The organism is Pseudomonas sp. S3_C06, assembly GCF_054667675.1.
On sequence record NZ_CP162747.1, the window covers coordinates 578,162 to 595,286 of the forward strand.

The 17,125-nt window shown below is 55.2% G+C and carries 17 protein-coding genes and 1 pseudogene; 10 read left to right on the plus strand and 8 right to left on the minus strand.

Annotation, left to right across the window (positions count from 1 at the left end):
* Positions 1 to 136: 136 nt before the first annotated feature.
* The 3 genes from hutC (AB4N44_RS02425) (at position 137) to hutH (ending at position 4,329) form a co-directional block, all read left to right on the plus strand.
* Positions 137 to 805, plus strand: a complete 669-nt coding sequence (gene hutC, locus AB4N44_RS02425; RefSeq protein ID WP_194733394.1) for a histidine utilization repressor — start codon at positions 137 to 139, stop codon at positions 803 to 805.
* 303 nt (positions 806 to 1,108) lie between these two features.
* Positions 1,109 to 2,800 (plus strand): urocanate hydratase, encoded by a 1,692-nt coding sequence (hutU, locus tag AB4N44_RS02430; RefSeq protein ID WP_460110420.1) that lies wholly within the window; start codon positions 1,109 to 1,111, stop codon positions 2,798 to 2,800.
* Entirely contained in the window at positions 2,797 to 4,329 is a 1,533-nt protein-coding gene (gene hutH, locus AB4N44_RS02435; RefSeq protein WP_192097912.1) for a histidine ammonia-lyase, read from the plus strand. The genes hutU and hutH overlap by 4 nt, the downstream gene beginning before the upstream one ends.
* 442 nt (positions 4,330 to 4,771) lie before the next feature.
* Here hutH and AB4N44_RS02440 read toward each other — a convergent pair whose 3' ends face one another.
* From AB4N44_RS02440 to AB4N44_RS02455, 4 genes are all read right to left on the minus strand, one after another.
* Positions 4,772 to 5,005, minus strand: a complete 234-nt coding sequence (locus AB4N44_RS02440) for a hypothetical protein (protein ID WP_244653397.1) — start codon at positions 5,003 to 5,005, stop codon at positions 4,772 to 4,774.
* Between the two features lie 532 nt (positions 5,006 to 5,537).
* Positions 5,538 to 6,275, minus strand: coding sequence for a histidine utilization repressor (hutC, locus tag AB4N44_RS02445; RefSeq protein ID WP_460110418.1), 738 nt, complete (start codon positions 6,273 to 6,275; stop codon positions 5,538 to 5,540).
* Positions 6,275 to 6,613, minus strand: coding sequence for an aminotransferase class I/II-fold pyridoxal phosphate-dependent enzyme (locus AB4N44_RS02450; protein ID WP_460158170.1), 339 nt, complete (start codon positions 6,611 to 6,613; stop codon positions 6,275 to 6,277). Before AB4N44_RS02450 ends, hutC (AB4N44_RS02445) begins: the two co-directional genes overlap by 1 nt.
* Positions 6,614 to 6,644: 31 nt before the next feature.
* The gene (locus tag AB4N44_RS02455) at positions 6,645 to 7,397 is read right to left on the minus strand and encodes an aminotransferase class I/II-fold pyridoxal phosphate-dependent enzyme (protein WP_460158171.1); all 753 of its coding nucleotides are present in this window, start codon (positions 7,395 to 7,397) and stop codon (positions 6,645 to 6,647) included.
* A 755-nt stretch (positions 7,398 to 8,152) separates the two neighbouring features.
* Here AB4N44_RS02455 and AB4N44_RS02460 point away from each other — a divergent pair.
* From AB4N44_RS02460 to AB4N44_RS02475, 4 genes and pseudogenes are all read left to right on the plus strand, one after another.
* The gene (locus AB4N44_RS02460) at positions 8,153 to 8,500 is read left to right on the plus strand and encodes a RidA family protein (protein WP_137201191.1); all 348 of its coding nucleotides are present in this window, start codon (positions 8,153 to 8,155) and stop codon (positions 8,498 to 8,500) included.
* Positions 8,501 to 8,512: 12 nt separating this feature from the next.
* Positions 8,513 to 9,748 (plus strand): NAD(P)/FAD-dependent oxidoreductase, encoded by a 1,236-nt coding sequence (locus AB4N44_RS02465; protein WP_137201192.1) that lies wholly within the window; start codon positions 8,513 to 8,515, stop codon positions 9,746 to 9,748.
* Between the two features lie 208 nt (positions 9,749 to 9,956).
* A pseudogene (locus AB4N44_RS02470) lies at positions 9,957 to 11,042 on the plus strand (cache domain-containing protein); the annotation flags it as partial.
* Between the two features lie 93 nt (positions 11,043 to 11,135).
* Entirely contained in the window at positions 11,136 to 11,903 is a 768-nt protein-coding gene (locus tag AB4N44_RS02475) for a methyl-accepting chemotaxis protein (RefSeq protein ID WP_460158223.1), read from the plus strand.
* Positions 11,904 to 12,676: 773 nt separating this feature from the next.
* On the opposite strand, the gene AB4N44_RS02480 is transcribed toward AB4N44_RS02475, so the two are convergent.
* The 3 genes from AB4N44_RS02480 to AB4N44_RS02490 all read right to left on the minus strand — a co-directional run bounded on the left by AB4N44_RS02480 (position 12,677) and on the right by AB4N44_RS02490 (position 14,591).
* The gene (locus tag AB4N44_RS02480; protein ID WP_150792763.1) at positions 12,677 to 13,501 is read right to left on the minus strand and encodes an inositol monophosphatase family protein; all 825 of its coding nucleotides are present in this window, start codon (positions 13,499 to 13,501) and stop codon (positions 12,677 to 12,679) included.
* Positions 13,502 to 13,581: 80 nt separating this feature from the next.
* Positions 13,582 to 14,052, minus strand: coding sequence for a hypothetical protein (locus tag AB4N44_RS02485; RefSeq protein ID WP_460110415.1), 471 nt, complete (start codon positions 14,050 to 14,052; stop codon positions 13,582 to 13,584).
* An 80-nt stretch (positions 14,053 to 14,132) separates the two neighbouring features.
* Positions 14,133 to 14,591, minus strand: a complete 459-nt coding sequence (locus AB4N44_RS02490) for a helix-turn-helix domain-containing protein (protein ID WP_224793206.1) — start codon at positions 14,589 to 14,591, stop codon at positions 14,133 to 14,135.
* Between the two features lie 600 nt (positions 14,592 to 15,191).
* On the opposite strand from AB4N44_RS02490, the gene AB4N44_RS02495 reads away from it, so the two are divergent.
* The 3 genes from AB4N44_RS02495 (at position 15,192) to AB4N44_RS02505 (ending at position 16,481) form a co-directional block, all read left to right on the plus strand.
* On the plus strand, positions 15,192 to 15,410 hold the full coding sequence (locus AB4N44_RS02495) for a hypothetical protein (protein ID WP_460110413.1): 219 nt from the start codon (positions 15,192 to 15,194) through the stop codon (positions 15,408 to 15,410).
* Between the two features lie 181 nt (positions 15,411 to 15,591).
* Positions 15,592 to 15,891 carry a hypothetical protein gene (locus AB4N44_RS02500; RefSeq protein ID WP_460110411.1) on the plus strand — a complete coding sequence of 100 codons (300 nt, stop codon included), beginning with the start codon at positions 15,592 to 15,594 and terminating at the stop codon, positions 15,889 to 15,891.
* Positions 15,892 to 15,959: 68 nt separating this feature from the next.
* On the plus strand, positions 15,960 to 16,481 hold the full coding sequence (locus AB4N44_RS02505; protein WP_460110409.1) for a hypothetical protein: 522 nt from the start codon (positions 15,960 to 15,962) through the stop codon (positions 16,479 to 16,481).
* Positions 16,482 to 16,817: 336 nt separating this feature from the next.
* On the opposite strand, the gene AB4N44_RS02510 is transcribed toward AB4N44_RS02505, so the two are convergent.
* The gene (locus AB4N44_RS02510; RefSeq protein ID WP_460110407.1) at positions 16,818 to 17,009 is read right to left on the minus strand and encodes a hypothetical protein; all 192 of its coding nucleotides are present in this window, start codon (positions 17,007 to 17,009) and stop codon (positions 16,818 to 16,820) included.
* Positions 17,010 to 17,125: the final 116 nt, after the last annotated feature.

Consider the following 17,125-nt stretch of genomic DNA (forward strand, 5'->3'; position numbering starts at 1 on the left):
TCGAGCGTTTAAAGTGGGATAGGGCCGCTGTCCAGTTGACGAGGAGAGCCACGTGTCGAATAAATCGCGGAATTTTTCTCCGTGGGTCGATCAGCCCAGTGATTCGCCCGCGCCACTCTATGCGCAAGTCAAACATATGATCACCCAATTGATCTTGAGTGGCACATGGTCGGCTCACGAACGTATACCTTCGGAAAGCGAGCTGGCTCAGGAGCTTGGATTGAGTCGCATGACTATAAGCCGTGCTCTTAGTGAGCTCACCGCCAATGGTGTGTTAGTGCGCATGCAAGGGGTGGGGACGTTCGTAGCCGAGCGCAAAGGTCAATCGGCTTTATTTGCCGTCAACAATATTGCTGATGAGATCAGCGAGCGTGACCATCGCCACCACTGCACGGTGATTCTCCTATGTGAGGAGGGGGTTAGCGCTGAACAAGCCTTGTCGCTGGAAATGCGCGAAGGGCAGCGGGTGTTTCATTCTCTGATCGCGCACTACGAGAATAATGTGGCGGTGCAATTGGAGGATCGCTACGTAAACGCGGCAGTGGCTCCGGATTATCTGCGGCAGAATTTCGTGACTCAGACGCCTTATGCGTATCTTTCCAAGGTCGCTCCTCTGACCGAAGGTGAGCATGTAGTCGAGGCGATCCTGGCCGACGAGGAGGAGTGCAGGCTGTTGCAGATCGCGCCTCATGATGCGTGCTTGTTGATTCGTCGGCGGACTTGGTCTGGCTATCTGTCTGTCACGTCTACGCGCCTGATTCTGCCAGGTTCACGGCACCGTCTGGAGGGGCGATTCGGTGCATAACTTGGGGCTGAGCCTGTCGCGCTTACGGGGCCGGCCGCCTCGGTTGCCTGCAATAACCTGCGACAGCGCAGGGCTGTCGAATTGCTGAATCCCATCACTTCGCTGTCATGACCATCTCTTCAAGTAGCCTTGCCCTTGATCTGCAATAGGCGCAGCTCCGCTGAATGAACGAGTCACAAAAGACAAATAACAGGTGAGCAAAATTTCGCTTGATCATGGTTGTATATACATGATTATATTTATGTGCGATCTGTAGTGCTAAACCAATAAATAGGCTGAGAAAGTCATTCAAGAGGATTACCGGTGAGCAAGCCATCCCATTTCCGTAATGTCGAAATCCGCGCCGCGCGTGGTAATAAGCTGACGGCCAAAAGCTGGCTGACTGAAGCTCCACTGCGCATGTTGATGAACAACCTCGACCCGGAAGTGGCCGAGAACCCTAAAGAACTGGTGGTTTACGGTGGTATCGGTCGTGCGGCGCGTAACTGGGAGTGCTACGACAAGATCGTCGAGAGCCTGACCAATCTGAACGACGACGAGACCCTGCTGGTGCAATCCGGCAAGCCGGTCGGCGTGTTCAAGACCCACAGCAACGCTCCGCGCGTACTGATCGCCAACTCCAACCTGGTGCCGCACTGGGCGAACTGGGAGCACTTCAACGAACTCGACGCCAAAGGCCTGGCCATGTACGGCCAGATGACCGCCGGCAGCTGGATATACATTGGCAGCCAGGGCATCGTCCAGGGCACCTACGAAACCTTCGTCGAAGCCGGTCGCCAGCACTATAACGATGACCTCAAGGGTCGTTGGGTGCTGACCGCAGGCCTCGGCGGTATGGGTGGGGCCCAGCCGTTAGCCGCGACCCTGGCCGGCGCTTGCTCGCTGAACATCGAATGCCAGCAAGTCAGCATCGATTTCCGTTTGAATAGTCGCTATGTCGACGAGCAAGCCACTGACCTAGACGACGCTCTGGCCCGCATCGCCAAATACACTAAAGAAGGCAAGGCGATTTCCATCGCGCTGCTGGGCAACGCGGCGGAGATCCTGCCGGAACTGGTCAAGCGTGGCGTGCGCCCGGACATGGTCACCGACCAGACCAGCGCCCACGACCCGCTCAACGGTTATTTGCCAGCCGGCTGGAGTTGGGAAGATTACCGCGCTCGCGCCAAGACGGAACCTACTGCCGTGGTGAAAGCCGCCAAGCAATCGATGGCCGTGCACGTTAAAGCGATGCTCGAATTCCAGAAAATGGGCATTCCGACCTTCGACTACGGCAACAACATCCGTCAGATGGCGCAGGAAGAAGGCGTGGAAAATGCCTTCGACTTCCCGGGTTTCGTACCGGCCTACATCCGGCCGCTGTTCTGCCGAGGCATCGGCCCATTCCGTTGGGCTGCACTGTCGGGCGATCCGCAAGACATCTACAAAACCGACGCCAAGGTCAAAGAACTCATTCCGGACGACGCGCACCTGCACAACTGGCTGGACATGGCCCGCGAACGCATCAGCTTCCAGGGTCTGCCGGCACGTATCTGCTGGGTTGGCCTGGGCCTGCGTGCCAAGCTCGGCCTGGCATTTAACGAAATGGTGCGTAGCGGTGAATTGTCGGCGCCAATCGTCATCGGTCGCGACCACCTGGATTCCGGCTCTGTTGCCAGCCCAAACCGCGAAACCGAATCGATGCAGGACGGTTCCGACGCCGTGTCCGACTGGCCACTGCTAAACGCTCTGCTGAACACCGCGAGCGGCGCGACCTGGGTTTCCCTGCACCACGGCGGCGGCGTCGGCATGGGCTTCTCCCAGCACGCGGGCATGGTGATTGTCTGCGACGGTACTGACGAGGCGGCTGAGCGAATTGCACGCGTGCTGCACAACGACCCGGCAACCGGGGTCATGCGTCACGCCGATGCGGGTTACCAGATCGCAATAGATTGCGCCAAAGAGCAAGGCTTGAACCTGCCAATGATCACCCCTGTTAAAGGAGCCAAAGCATGAACACACTCAATATCATCCCAGGCCAACTGAGCCTTGCCCAACTGCGTGATGTCTACCAGCACCCGGTGAAAATTACCCTCGACAACAGCGCTTCGGCCCAGATTGAAGCCAGCGTTGCCTGCGTGGAACAGATCCTCGCCGAGAACCGCACCGCCTACGGTATCAATACCGGTTTCGGCCTGCTGGCCTCGACCCGCATCGCCACCCATGACCTGGAGAACCTCCAGCGCTCGTTGGTTCTGTCCCACGCTGCCGGTGTTGGCGAGCCGATCAGCGATGCGCTAGTCCGACTGGTTATGGTGCTCAAGGTCAACAGTCTGAGCCGTGGCTTCTCCGGCATTCGCCGCGTCGTTATCGAAGCGCTGATCGCATTGATCAACGCCGAGGTTTATCCGCACATTCCGTTGAAAGGTTCGGTCGGCGCATCCGGCGACCTGGCGCCTTTGGCCCACATGTCGCTGGTGCTGCTGGGCGAAGGCAAGGCTCGTTACAAAGGCGAATGGCTGGAGGCGACCGAGGCCCTGAAAATCGCCGGTCTGACTCCACTGACACTGGCTGCCAAAGAAGGTCTGGCGTTGCTCAATGGCACACAGGTGTCTACCGCATACGCATTGCGTGGTTTGTTCGAGGGCGAAGATCTGTTCGCTGGCGCACTGGTCATTGGTGGTTTGACAGTTGAAGCAGTCTTGGGCTCGCGCTCGCCGTTCGACGCTCGCATCCATGCCGCTCGTGGACAAAAAAGCCAGATCGACACCGCTAGCGCTTACCGTGACTTGCTGGGCGAACGCAGTGAAGTTTCTGATTCGCACCAGAACTGCGGCAAGGTTCAGGATCCGTACTCCCTGCGTTGCCAGCCGCAAGTCATGGGAGCGTGTCTGACCCAGTTCCGTCAAGCCGCCGAAGTGTTAGTCGTCGAAGCTAACGCCGTCTCCGACAACCCGTTAGTCTTCGCTGCCGAAGGCGATGTAATCTCCGGTGGTAACTTCCACGCCGAGCCTGTGGCCATGGCTGCGGACAACATGGCATTGGCCATCGCTGAAATCGGTTCCCTGAGCGAGCGTCGCATTTCGCTGATGATGGACAAGCATATGTCTCAACTGCCGCCGTTCCTGGTGGCTAATGGCGGCGTGAACTCCGGTTTCATGATCTCCCAAGTTACCGCAGCGGCGCTGGCAAGTGAGAACAAGGCGCTGGCGCATCCGCATTCGGTAGATAGCCTGCCGACTTCCGCGAATCAGGAAGACCACGTGTCCATGGCTCCAGCAGCCGGCAAGCGGTTGTGGGAAATGGCTGAAAACACCCGTGGCGTGCTCGCCGTAGAGTGGCTAGCTGCCTGCCAGGGCCTAGACTTGCGCGAAGGTCTGAAGACCTCGGCGAAGCTGGAGCTTGCTCGCACCAGTCTTCGCAGCAAAGTGGCCTACTACGAGAAAGATCGCTTCTTCGCGCCGGATATCAACGCGGCGAGCGAGCTGTTGGCCTCCCGTCTCTTGAGCGAACTGGTGTTGCCGAAGTTGCTACCTAGCTTGTAATCGGAGGAGGGGCCTATGGCCCCTGACTCGGGTGAGCTGAATTGGCCGAGTAATCCCGCACATTAGCTACAGTATTTATGCAGTTTTTTGCTCTACAGCTATTGGCGGCAGGCAGTCGTTGTAGCTGTGGAGCTTTTTCGCGTTTGTAGTACATGAAAATTCACGACAGCCACCGCCTGAGAGTTTGAGTCTCAGGGCGATGTCTATGACCGCTGCATTTTCGCTGAAGCGATGTTACAGAATATCTAAACGCCCGCCCTTTCCGCCGGCAAACTTTGCGTCGGAGTGTCCGGCAGCACAATCGGAGCTGTTAGCATTCGATTCATCTACCTGCTTGCCAAGCCTCCATCCCAGACAGCCCCGGAGCGGTGCGCGCACAGTACCGACAACCGCAAGCTAGTCGCCACCTTGGCCCAACATATCAAGCGCACTTTTGACCCCGCTAAATGGCATCGCCTGCGCGATAAACGACGGTATCGTTGACGTTTTTGGCCTTGTATTTACTCTTGTCGTCGAGTGGCGCGAAGAGCATCTCCCGACTTGGGCGGGCGAAGACATATTCGCCGATGCGGCTTACGGTTATTAGGGCAGCGAGGATGATGAAACTTGGTGTCAGCGCGAGCCCAATCAAGTCAATGCACATCAGCAGCGGCGCGATCGCCAGAAGCATGCGCATCCCAGCCTCCCGCCAAGCGGCCTGTCATGAATAGCTGCGAGAATGGGGCGCCAGCCGGGACAATGAAATTAATGATTCCGAATACGCGAATCTGAGGCAGACGATCACGAAAATATTAACGCAGCAAGCGTGCTTGTTCTAAGTGAAGATTTGCGAGCAGCACCACAGAGCTTGATATACAGATTAGGTAGGGCGACTTCAGGACTCGCGTCAAGCCGCTGAAAGGGTTGCGCGTACAGGATTGCTCAGACTATCCATCGAAGTGGCGCTGGGGCGTCCTGCACCGCTGATCTCATGCCAGCGTATCAGCGGGCAGCCATTGCAAACTCTCCACGCCCGCCGTTATGCCCGTGTACTCGCGGATCGGACGCAGCATGAAGCAGCCGGTGAACAAGCAAAAAATAGCAGGTAGCCTGACTTCAAGGGGAGTAACTCCTGAGATTCGGCGTTGATCCTCGGCTCAAACGAAGCTGCGGAAATTACGTGTTCATCCCAAATCATGATGGTTCAATTCATCAAGTGCCTTCAGGCCTCAACTGTCTCTATGCGTCCCATTTACTGGCAGGCGACTGCCTAGGCGATAGCGTGAGGACGGGTGTACTAAGCGAACATAGGTGACGATTTTGCTCTGACTCCAGGTTCGGCGTATGAGCACCAGGCAAGGTTCATTACCATCGATTTGCATGTGCTTGCTTTCTTCGTTGCTGGGATGACAGGCTTCGACGATGTGTTCCATCTCGTCGGGCTTGATGACCCGCAACAGGTACTTTGCCGGTTGCAGGTGCTCACCAAAGTCTTGCTTCAGAAATTCTGGCACCAGCTCGGGATTGACGTAACGATCCTCGAGTTGCACGGGCACGCCTTCTTCGCTGTGAACACAGACTAGATGAAAAACTGAAGAACCGGTGGTCAGGCCCAATGCGGAGGCCACCGGCATTGAGGCCGATTCGCGCCCCAAGTGCAGCACACGGCAGGTGTAACTGTGACCTCTGGCGAGGATTTCGTCGGCAATGTTCGTGATACGCAGCAAGTTTGATTGCGGTTTGCTTTCGGCTACGAACGTGCCAACGCCTGAAATCCTGACCAGATGACCTTCTTCGGTCAGTTCGCGTAAGGCCCGGTTGACGGTCATGCGCGAAATGCCCAGTTCTTGCACCAGTTGGTTTTCTGAAGAAATCAGGTCACCAGGTTTCCAAACGCCCGCGCGAAGTTGGTCTTGCACATAATCCTTTGCACGCCGGTAGAGCGCTTGTGGTGCATTTTTGATCATTAGTCAGTCCGTGTTTCAAGTGCGGCAAGGACGCTTGCCAGTGCTTGGAGGAAAAGGTCGTTATCCTCACAGCTTCCGACAGAGACGCGCAAGTACTCAGTGTATCCAACTTCGCGCCACGGTTTTATGATAACCCCTTCACGCAGCAGTGCTTGGTTGATTACTTCGGCCGGATAAGGCGTGCTAAAAAACAGGAAGTTGGCCAAGGACGGTGCGGTCGTAATGCCTTGCTCGTGCAGCGCTACTTCCAGCCGCTGGCGTTCGCTGGCGACATGGGATAGGCAGGCGTTTAGATGACCATCATCTGCCAGTGCCGCAATCGCTGCAGCTTGTGCCACGCTGTTGACGTTGAACGGGGTGCGCAGGCGGTTAATCAGATCTCGCCAGCAGTGGATCGCTGACGATACCGTAGCCGATGCGCAAACCTGCCAGGGAATAAGCCTTGGAGAAAGTCCGCAGCAGGATAAACGGTTTGCCGCTGGCCTGAATCAAACCGAGGCAATCTGGGTACTCGGCCTCCCACTGCGCGTATTCGTAATAGGCCTCATCAAACACCAGCAGACACTTCGAGGGCAATGCGTCGAGCAGTTGCTGCAACTCGTCGGCGCTTAAGGTGCAGCCGACCGGATTTGACGGGCATGAAAACATCAGCACATGGGTGTGGGGGGTGAGTGCAGCGATCATTGCCGCTACATCGAAGGTGCCTCTGTCGGTCATGGGAACACCTACCACCCGGGCACCGGCTGCCATTGGGTATATGAAGTGCAACCCGAAAGATGGCACCACGGTAACTACTTCGTCATCGTGGTCTAAAAACACGCGGCTGATGACGCTCAGCAAATCTTCCGAGCCGTTGCCGAACACCAATTGATTCTCGGGTACGTCGAGCTTTTTCGAGAGTGCAGAGCGTAATGCCTGGCAGCCAGCATCGGGGTATAGCGCAATTTCGCTGCAAGCTCGAGCCGTTGCGGCGCTAACGGCGGGTGCTGTGCCCATCGGGTTTTCGTTGCTGCCTAGTTTGGCGACGCGAGTCAGGCCGAAACGCTTGCGCACAGCATCCGAGGCGAGGCCGGCGTTGTAACTGGCCAATTCGCGCACTTCTGCGCGGGCAAGCAGGTTCAAGTCATTGGCATTCATACAGGGTTAACCTCATTAGTGTCTTGCTGGTAGGCATTACGATCTAGGCAGTTCTGCAAGAGTTGCTGCAGACGCGGCTATTCGGCGTTATGGCTGATCTCGTACGGCTGGTCGTTGAATGGGGCTGAGCGGTATCAGTACATTCATGAGTAACATCCTTGGGGAGCAGGATGATCACGCAGCAGACATCTGTATGTGCCTGTATATACCGGTAAGGCAAGATGCAGGCCAATATGTCTGAGCTGCTTTTGATTCCGCAGTTCAGGCTTGTTTCTAGCGAAGTTGACCAGGCTGATGATCGCTACTTTTTAGCCTTATGTAACCGCTGGTTGCGCTTGGAGTGTTACCCATGATGCCTGGTGGGAAAAAACGAAACCTTTAGTGTCGGGGCACCTAAAGCGTTCTAATCGCGAGAGGAGGGTAAGTCGCTCTACCTTAGGCTTATGGCGCATTTTTTGATCGAGCGGCATGATAAATGCTTAATCTTGTATATACATGATTGGTGTTTCAGGCTAAAACATATGTTTCACCCCTCCTGAACCTATTAAGCAACGAGTCGACATGATCTCAAGCCGCTGTTCGCTCCGGATCTATGTGTCCGGTGTCCGCGAGGGGGAACACGTGCTCAAGCGTATGCATGACTCAATGGCCTACCGTAAAAACCGCTGAAGTCGAATCGATGATTCACAACCGGTGCTCGTTGATGGGCGCCTCCTTGAATTACCCAAGAGAGAACTGCCATGACCGTTAGTAATCTGCCCTTTTCCAAAGTCCGCCACAGCCAGGGCCTGGTTTTTTTGTCTGGCGAATTGCCTTTTGGTGAGGACGGTAGCTTTCCTGAAGGTATCGAAGCGCAAACACGTTTGACCTTGATGCGTATTGCCCAGACGCTGGAAGCCGAATCGCTGTCGCTGGACGATGTTGTCAGCGTTACCGTGTACCTGACCGACCGGAGTAATTTCGCCGAATTCAATCGGGCTTATGCATCATTCTTCACGGCCAACCTGCCAGTGCGCGCGACCGTCTGCGCCGGCCTTGTGGTCGATGCATTGGTCGAGATCAGTGTCATCGCGCAACAGCGTGCTTGATTCGGAGGCAGCGTGAACGAAAAACAAGTGGTGGTACTGGGTGCCGGCATTGTCGGCGTATGCACGGCGTTGCATTTGCAACGCCGTGGCTGCGCGGTGACGCTGGTGGACAAAGGTTTGCCGGGGCGTGAAACGTCGTTCGGCAACGCAGGCATCATTCAGCGTGAGGCCATTGAGCCTTATGCGTTCCCGAGGGATCTTGCCAGCCTGATAAACGTGGCAGCCAAGCGTGACATTGGCGTCAATTACCATTTGCGCGCGATGCCTGAATACGTGCCTGCCTTGGTCAGGTATTGGGCCAACTCCGCGCCTAGGCATTACCAGGCCATTGCAGATGCCTTTCGCACGCTGATTGAGCACTCGATCAGCGAGCATTCGGAGTTGATTGATCAAAGCGGTTCGCAAAACCTGATCGTGCGCAAAGGGTGGATCCAGGCTTTTCGTAGCCCACAGCAATTCGATGAGGCGGTGGAGCGCGCGGTACGCGTGAGTGCACACGGCGTGTTGTCTGAGCATCTGGACGGTGTCGCGCTCAGAACGGCGGAACCAGCGTTGAGCGATGCATTGGTGGGGGGCATTCATTGGCTGCAACCCTGGACGTGCATTGAGCCGGGTGAGTTGGTGCAGCGTTATGCCGATCTGTTCGTTCGTGAAGGTGGGGATATTTTGCGTGGCGATGCGCGATCGTTGCGTCAGTCGGGAGCCGGTTGGAGCGTAGACACCGATTCTGGATCAGTCGGCGCGTCGCAGGTGGTCGTGGCGTTGGGCCCTTGGGCTCACGAACTGCTTGGCGAGTTGGGCTACCGCATTCCGTTGTTCGTTAAGCGTGGTTACCACGCTCACTTTGCCGATGGCGCGACATTGAGCCGCCCGGTGCTGGATACCGAACAAGGCTACATGCTGGCGCCGATGAAGCGCGGTATTCGCCTGTCAACGGGGGCGGAATTCGCCAGCTTGAGTGCACCTCCAACACCGGTGCAACTGGGCAAGGCCGAGCGGGCCGCACGGCAGGTATTAGCCTTAGGCCCCCAGGTGGAGCGCACGCCTTGGAGCGGCGCCAGACCCTGCACTGTAGACATGAAGCCGGTGATCGGCGCGGCGCCCTTGCATAAAGGGCTCTGGTTCAATTTCGGCCACGCCCATCAAGGATTTACGCTAGGCCCGGTCAGCGGTCGACTGCTCGCAGAAGTGATGATGGGCGAGGCGCCTGTGGTCGATCCGGCACCCTTTGCTCCCGGACGTTTCTGAGCTGAGCAGCAGTGCATGAACTTTCTCGCCCATCTCCGTCGGACTAACGGGCGAGAACCTGCCTGACAGGAAAACAACACTGATTTTTATCTACGGACGCTGCCTTGCAGATTTCGTGGCAGTCGTCGTGGGCGCTGTTCTGATTTCAGGCGGTATATCCGTTCCATCGGCTCGCCCTAACTCCTCATAAATACCCGCTGGAGAAGTCATGAACATCAAACAGAAGCTGACATGGGTATTTGCCGCCATCGCCTGCCTTCCGGTGATTCTGGTTGCGGTGCTTGTCGTATTGAACTTGCGGAGCGCGGCACAGGCCAATTTCCTGGATAGCAGCGGTCGTGAAATTCGCCAGATCGATAACGGTATGAAGCAGTTCTTTGAAAGCATCCGCCAAAACGTCGAATACCTGGCCAAGGATCCTCGAATCGCCACCGTCAAGGGATTGAAAAACTATACCGCGGCCAATGCTGAGCAAACGCCTGTGACCGAAGCGGATCAGCGACTCCAGGCTATTTTCGATAGATTTGCCGAGACCCATCCGACCACTGCGTCTATTTCCCTGGGGCTCAAAGACGGCGGCTTTGCCGGTTGGCCCGACGACCCGAAAATGGCCAGCTACGACCCCCGAGTACGTCCTTGGTACAAGACCGCCGTGGCGGCCGCGCCAGGCTCAACCGTGCGCACGAGCGCTTACTATTGGGCACCGGATGACATGGTGCTGGTCAGCACGGTTCGCGCTTTCGCCGACCCCAGCGGCAACCCTGTGGGTGTCGTCGGCGTGGACGTCTCGCTCAAGCAACTGACTGAACTGGTTAAAACCATCAAGCTGGGCGACAGCGGGTACCTGATGATGGTCGAAGCCAACGGCAACGTTCTGGTCGATCCGGCGAATGCCAAAAATAGTTTCAAGCCCCTAGCCGATCTGGGCCCCGGCTATACCGAGCTGGCAAAGAGTGGCGATGGCGTGACCCAGGTTGAGATCGATGGCGTGCCCTACATGGTCAATGTGGTCAGTTCTGAAAGCCTGGGCTGGCGCTTCATCGGGCTGATCAAACGCGACGAAGTCATGGCTCAGGCCACCAATCTGACAGGGTTGATCGCACTGATCGCCGCCGTGTTGGCAATCATCTTTGCCATCGTCGGCGCGAGCTTCGCCGGTGTGATCGTTAGACCGATTCGCGGCGTTGCCGATGGCCTGCAGGAAATCGCCGAAGGGGAGGGCGACCTGACCCGCGAACTGGAAGTGCGGGGCAAGGACGAAACCGCCACTTTGGCTGGTTGGTTCAACCAGTTCCTTGGCATGATCGCGCAACTGATGCGGCGCATTGGCAGCGCTTCCTCCGATTTGCAAGAGGTCGCTGCGGACACCAGTCAAGTGGCCAGTAACATGAACAGCGCCGCAGTGCGCCAGCGCGAAGCAGTTGAGTTGGTGAGCACAGCTTTCAACGAGATGGTCGCTACCTCTAACGAAGTGGCCCGCTCTTGCAGTCATGCCGCTTCCAGCGCGGACGTCGGTTATCGGGAGGTGCACGACGGGCAACGGCAGATTGGTGAGGCCACGGGCAGCGTTCTTAAATTGAGTGACGACCTGCAGCAGTCGGCAGTTACCATGCAGATGCTCGACCAGGACAGTAAGAACATCAACACCATCCTCGATACCATTCGCTCGATCGCGGAGCAGACCAATCTGTTGGCGCTTAATGCCGCGATTGAAGCCGCACGCGCTGGTGACCAAGGCCGTGGATTTGCGGTGGTGGCCGACGAAGTACGTGCCTTGGCACGACGTACTGCAGACTCAACCGGCGAGATCGACATCTTGCTCGGCAACTTCGCGCGGCGAACTAAGGAGGTCACCCAGCAGATGCAACGGAGCCTGGAGGTTTCGCAAACCAGCGTTGAATGTATCCAGCAGGCGCGCGACAGTTTTGACAAGATCCGCGACTCGGTGGACTCGATTCGCGATCAGAACGCTCAGATCGCCACTGCGGCAGAGGAGCAGCATCAGGTTGCCGAAGATATCAACCGACACATTTCACAAATCCATGCCGATGCCCAGTTGGTTGAAAGGTTTGCGCAGTCGGCGCACACCGGTTCGGCTCGCCTGACGGATATTTCTGGTCAACTGAAAGGGCTGGTGGGGCGCTTCAAGTTCTAGCTTGTGTTGATTTTTGACGCGGCCACGATAAGTCATGTAAGCGGAGATGCTCAGGTGACGATTCTCCGCTGCATGATTGATCAGGGCCTTGAGTGTCGTGTGTTAGTGGCGGTTGATCAGCTCCAGAGTATTTTCTAGTGTACTAAGCGAGTCAGATCAGAAAATCACCATGTGGCAGGATGCTCGTAACGATGTATCCACTTACTTCGAGTTGCTTTAAAGATTAAAACGTCTGGATAGGTTCAAGATAGAGAAGTCGCTCCAAGGTTTGAACAGCGCTCGCAAGTGGAACGCAGACGGAGCAGCTGCTTCAGCGGCTTTTCGGCGCCTGATTTACTGCTCTAGACTTCACAAAATGGTTCTTCAAGACGCTTTCGCCACACAAACCGAAAATATATTTTCCCCGCCCCCTTGAAAGTAAAATTTCAAACCGGAGGCCTTATATTTGAAAACAAACAAAAAGCGACGTTCTCCAAAAATCCCCCTTTTTTTCGGCCTGCCTTGAGCTGTGGGGCAATCGACCCGATTGCCTTGATGTTGCTCTATGGGTTTGCGCTCCTTGTGCTTTTCATCTTTTGGCTTCTGATTTCCGGTTTCTCTGCGTTGGAATGCTTGATGGAGGGCGGCGAAGCCAGTGTTGTGTATGCTGATCGCACCTTTGCGACGTCAGTCGCGGCTACTTTTTGATTCCAAAAGACATCAATTTTTGTCGAAAAAAACCGGCCATGTGCCATCTCCAATGTGTAAGTGATGATCCCGCTTTTCAAAGCGACTTAGTTCGCCGACGTCTCAAAGACTTTAGCCCAGTCGCGACTCGCTAGTTCCGAGCAAACATTGGGCGCACCCCCGAAGCATCGTTGGCAAACCTTCAGCATTTCTACCTCAGTACGGTATTGAATGGGATCACCGTATTCGTCGACCAAAACGCCTTTGGCACCAATCAGCAATGCGTGCCCCGCGACTACGTCATGGGCTGACACCGGATATAGAGACAGTCCGCAAACTCCATCCCCAGCAGCGACCTTAGCCAGTCTGTACGCAATCGATGGCATGGGGTAAAAACCTGCCGGCGCACAGAGCTCGCGATTGGTCTGCGATTTGTTGCCAGCAGCAGCGCTCACCATCACCATGCACTCCTTCGAAAGCACCTGTTTCGAAAGGTCGACATAGATCGGGGCTCCATTCCTAACCAAGTGATCCATACCTGCGGCCCAGCTGATGCTATCTGCCTTCCCATCCGGAGTTAATGGCGCATGCACCACACCCAAGACAGGTTGAAGGTCATGAAGTAGTCCTACCGAGACAGCCGAGCCCGACAGTCCCTTCAGAAAATCACTTGTACCGTCATTCGGGTCAACTACCCAGCAGAAGGAGTTGCCGGAAAGTACGTGGCCGGTCTCTTCACCCCACCAATCGCATTGCAAAATTTTTAGCAACTTCTCACGGAGAAATACCTCAATTTCGACGTCGATTTCAGCTTTATCACCGTAGCCCCTACGGCCTTCCGGACGGACACATTCCTCGGCCAATAACACACCTGACCGCTCCACAACTTTGATCACCTGGGGAAGAATCTGCTGCAGTTGTGTATTGATCATGGCGACCTGACGAGCTAACGGGCGGAGGAATGAAGGGTGATGCCTTGTCCCTAAGCAAATAAACAAGGCTCGTACTCATCTTACAGGAGCTGCGAACCAAGCCATCGACTAAGACGACCACCTTGAACGTTTTCCAGCTTGTTGATGACACCTCTGAGCATTCCGACCATGGCATCTAAATCATGATCGTCCGGAAACCATTCTGACAGCTCGACGTTGCAAAACTCTGAGCGGCCGAGCACCCACTTGAGAACCAAATCTCCGGTCGCGCGGAAGTGATCGGCCATATAGATCTGGTGATCGGTCTTCCACCCCCTCCGCTCTAGTTCATCGGTGGCGTTCATAATGCCCGTGTCACCAAAGCAAAATGCCGTGTCGGGGTAGTGGATACCAGCAAGCGACACCTTCGCCTCACCGACCTCGCTGTTCCAATATGTTAGGTAGTGCCATCCACCCGAAGTGATGTGAGGCCTCGGGAAATTTATGGCTGCCTTGCCCGTGATGAAGTGCTCGTAGGTAACCCTACTAAGGTCAAGATCGAAATTACGCATTACTCGACCTCTTGGATTCTCCAAAGGTAGGCCACGACGCAGCCCTGTCTGCCGTCTGATTAGATGGCAATGAAAAGCGTCTATTCAGCGAAACAAAATTCAACTTGCTGGGAGTTCGTCACTGAGCGATGACTTTGGGGCTTTGGAGAGCGAGGTCGCGCTGGCAACTCGTCACACGACGAAATCGCCAGATTTTTGAGAACTCCCTCATGGCCTAGGCTCGCCAATTCCTCTTGGGTGCGACGCAGCAAAGCGTCAACGGACTCTCCCGACTCAGCGCACAGAGTAATGGCGACCAGGGTCATAGGACTTACTCTGAGCGGGCCGCTCAAAGCCGTTATCATCTCCAGCGTGGGGCTTGACTGGGCGCGCTCTAGTTTCGAAACGTATGTTCGACTGCTGACTTCCGCAAGATTTTTCTGGGTCAATCCTTTGCCCGCGCGCATCGCTTTTAGCACGGCAGCAAAAGCATTTTTGAGCGTCATGAACACGTTCCTAATCAGCCAGTCTTTTTGAGCGTGGTTGCGCATTTTAGCCATGTGGAGCCAATCACGGTATGTCGATTGGAGTGACTTCGCTCACCAGACAAGGTTGGGGTTCCCGCGCCGCATCTCTAGCCTCGCGCAGTCTTTGCTCAGCGTATATCGCGGGGTCATCCTCAGGCAGCGGGTAGCCGGCCGCTGATAGCGCCTCTGCTCGCTCTTCGATCAGCACCCGCTCAGGATCTCCGAGCGGATTGGTAAGCCCTCCCTTTTACCCGTTTAGTTTCATCCATTTGCGACTCCTCAAAGGCTGAGTAGAAACCAGAGCAAGTTTTACCAAGGATAGGCGAAGAGAAGTATCAAATTCTTCACGGGCTGTGACACCACAAATCAGCTGTGAGTGTGGTGGCAAGCGGAGCGCGCAGGCCGAGAGGCCGAGGCGCGAGGATGGAAGCCCTTTGGGCCAAGACACCGCCCTGGCGGATGGCTTGGTTTACGACAGCCATCCCTGGCAGGGCGCGCACAAAAAAATAACTTCAATCAATCGCCGATCCACTGCTGCATTCGGATCGTAAGACATAGCGCTCCCAACGAGGCTTGATTGCAGCACCGGTACATACCAACATCAGGGCTTCAGCTTCCTAGTTTGGAGTACTTATGAGTCGTGATGACAAAGACACGGTGTACTGCAATGTTCAAATGCCGATGGCCAAAGGCAGGGAGCTTTCGCGGTTAGTAGCGGAGCTTAGAAAGTCAGGTGCTCATCCCCAGCCAGACTCAGTCTTTGAAGAAATAGAGCACGAGCTGAGCTCGTCAATTGAGTTCGTGGAAGAGCAACTGTCCGGCGCTGGCGGATTTGGCCGGCGGTCACATTAAAATAGCTCAGCCACGAAGCCCGCGACCTTAAGAAGAGGTCAGGGTGTTCGCATTAAGGAGGAGAATCTAATGTCTAGCGGTGCTGTTGATCAGAATCTGCGTGATCGAGAGAAGATCAGGAGGAAAGCTTTGTGGGACGCTATTTGATCTTCTGCCAGGCGATCCCAAGGCCACTCCAGTCGTGTCTATGCTCGACGAAATCGCACACCAGGATGAAGCCGACAGGTTGCTGAGAGATGTGGCGAAACTAGAGGATCTTCGCGACCTTGTGGTTATCGAACCTCGCTCGAGCGGCCTCCAAATTGTTCGTGAAGGGAGCATTCCGGAACCGTGGCGAGAGCGATTCCTCCAAGCGAGCATCGGATCGACTCGGGTTGAAACAGGCCCTTTCCTTAATGATTTTGAAAAATTTATTAATCTTTGGAAGCAGGAAAATCAGCGCCTAGAAGCGTACCGATCAGCTATCGACGAAAAAATCTAGGAAAGCATCTCAAGTTTCTCGAAACGCATCCGTTTGTATTTACAAGAGCAAATATTTAAGGCGTTTCCATGAAGCTTTATCCGACTTCAAAAGCATCTTCTGATTTTCGTCTTTGTCGAGAGTTCGACTGCTGGCGCGGCCTAGATTTTGACGAAAAATATAAATGCGCAATCGAAGTGCTACCGTCGGCGCGGATCATGATCGAGCTAGACATCGTGAGGCTCAGTGTCACTCCTGACGTCGCACAAGAGATTTCATCATGCCTGAGAGAAGCACTGGCTATTGATGGTGATGAAGAAGGTGATCATGCCGCAGGCGAAAATCGTCCGACTGGATTGTTCAAGGTTCGCAGATTGATTGGAATACGCGGCCCTCAATACTCGGCTTCTGGCGAGATTGCGTTTGAAGATGCGAGCGGAGACGTCTGTGAGGAATCACCTTCAGGCACCACGTCAATCGTGGTCTGCACAATTGAGGGCGGGGGTTATGAGTTGGTATTTCCTTGTATGTGTTACTCGTTCACTGAAGATGATGCGTTCTGGCTGAGCGAGTGCTTGCTTAGGGCCTGCCAAAAAATCGCGAAGCCTTAAATCGAGAGATTTTCCGCATAAAATGACTGCAATGACAACGTAAAGAGGCCGAGCAGCCAGGAACAAACTTCATCCATGTCGGCCGGACGATATCCAGGCAGATTGTATGCGTCCGGCGCAGCGGTTAGGAAAATGCTCAGCAGTTGTTATGGAGCCTCCATTTCATGGAAGTCGGTGCGAGCTACATAGAGGTGTTCGACTGCCTCGTACGCCAGAGTGTCAGCTCGTGAGGTAAATACGAACCTCGCTGGCGTTTGTTCGGTGGCGCAGGCGAGGATGAAAAGCAGGTCAGCCTACTCTCGATGAGGCTCCAAACTGGCTGGCCACCCGGCATCCCTATTTCTTAACCAGATCTTTGTACTTTTCTCGAGAGGCGAGAATCTGGTCTCTGAGCTCTTCAGGATCAATCCTTATCCCACCGCCAGGTGTTGTCTGGAGAGTTTTCAAACCGTTGGCAGCCTTGATGAAGGCTCGCTCCTCTGCCTGAATCCATTCAGGACGTTTGTCTTTCCAAAATGACCATGCCATTCGCTGAGCCTCGTTCCTGAGCGGATGAGACCAGTATGTGGCAGCAGAAAGAAATGTCCAAGCTAGGTGGTGACCTTGGTCATTATGCAAGCGGAGCGCGCAGACCTGGAAGGTCG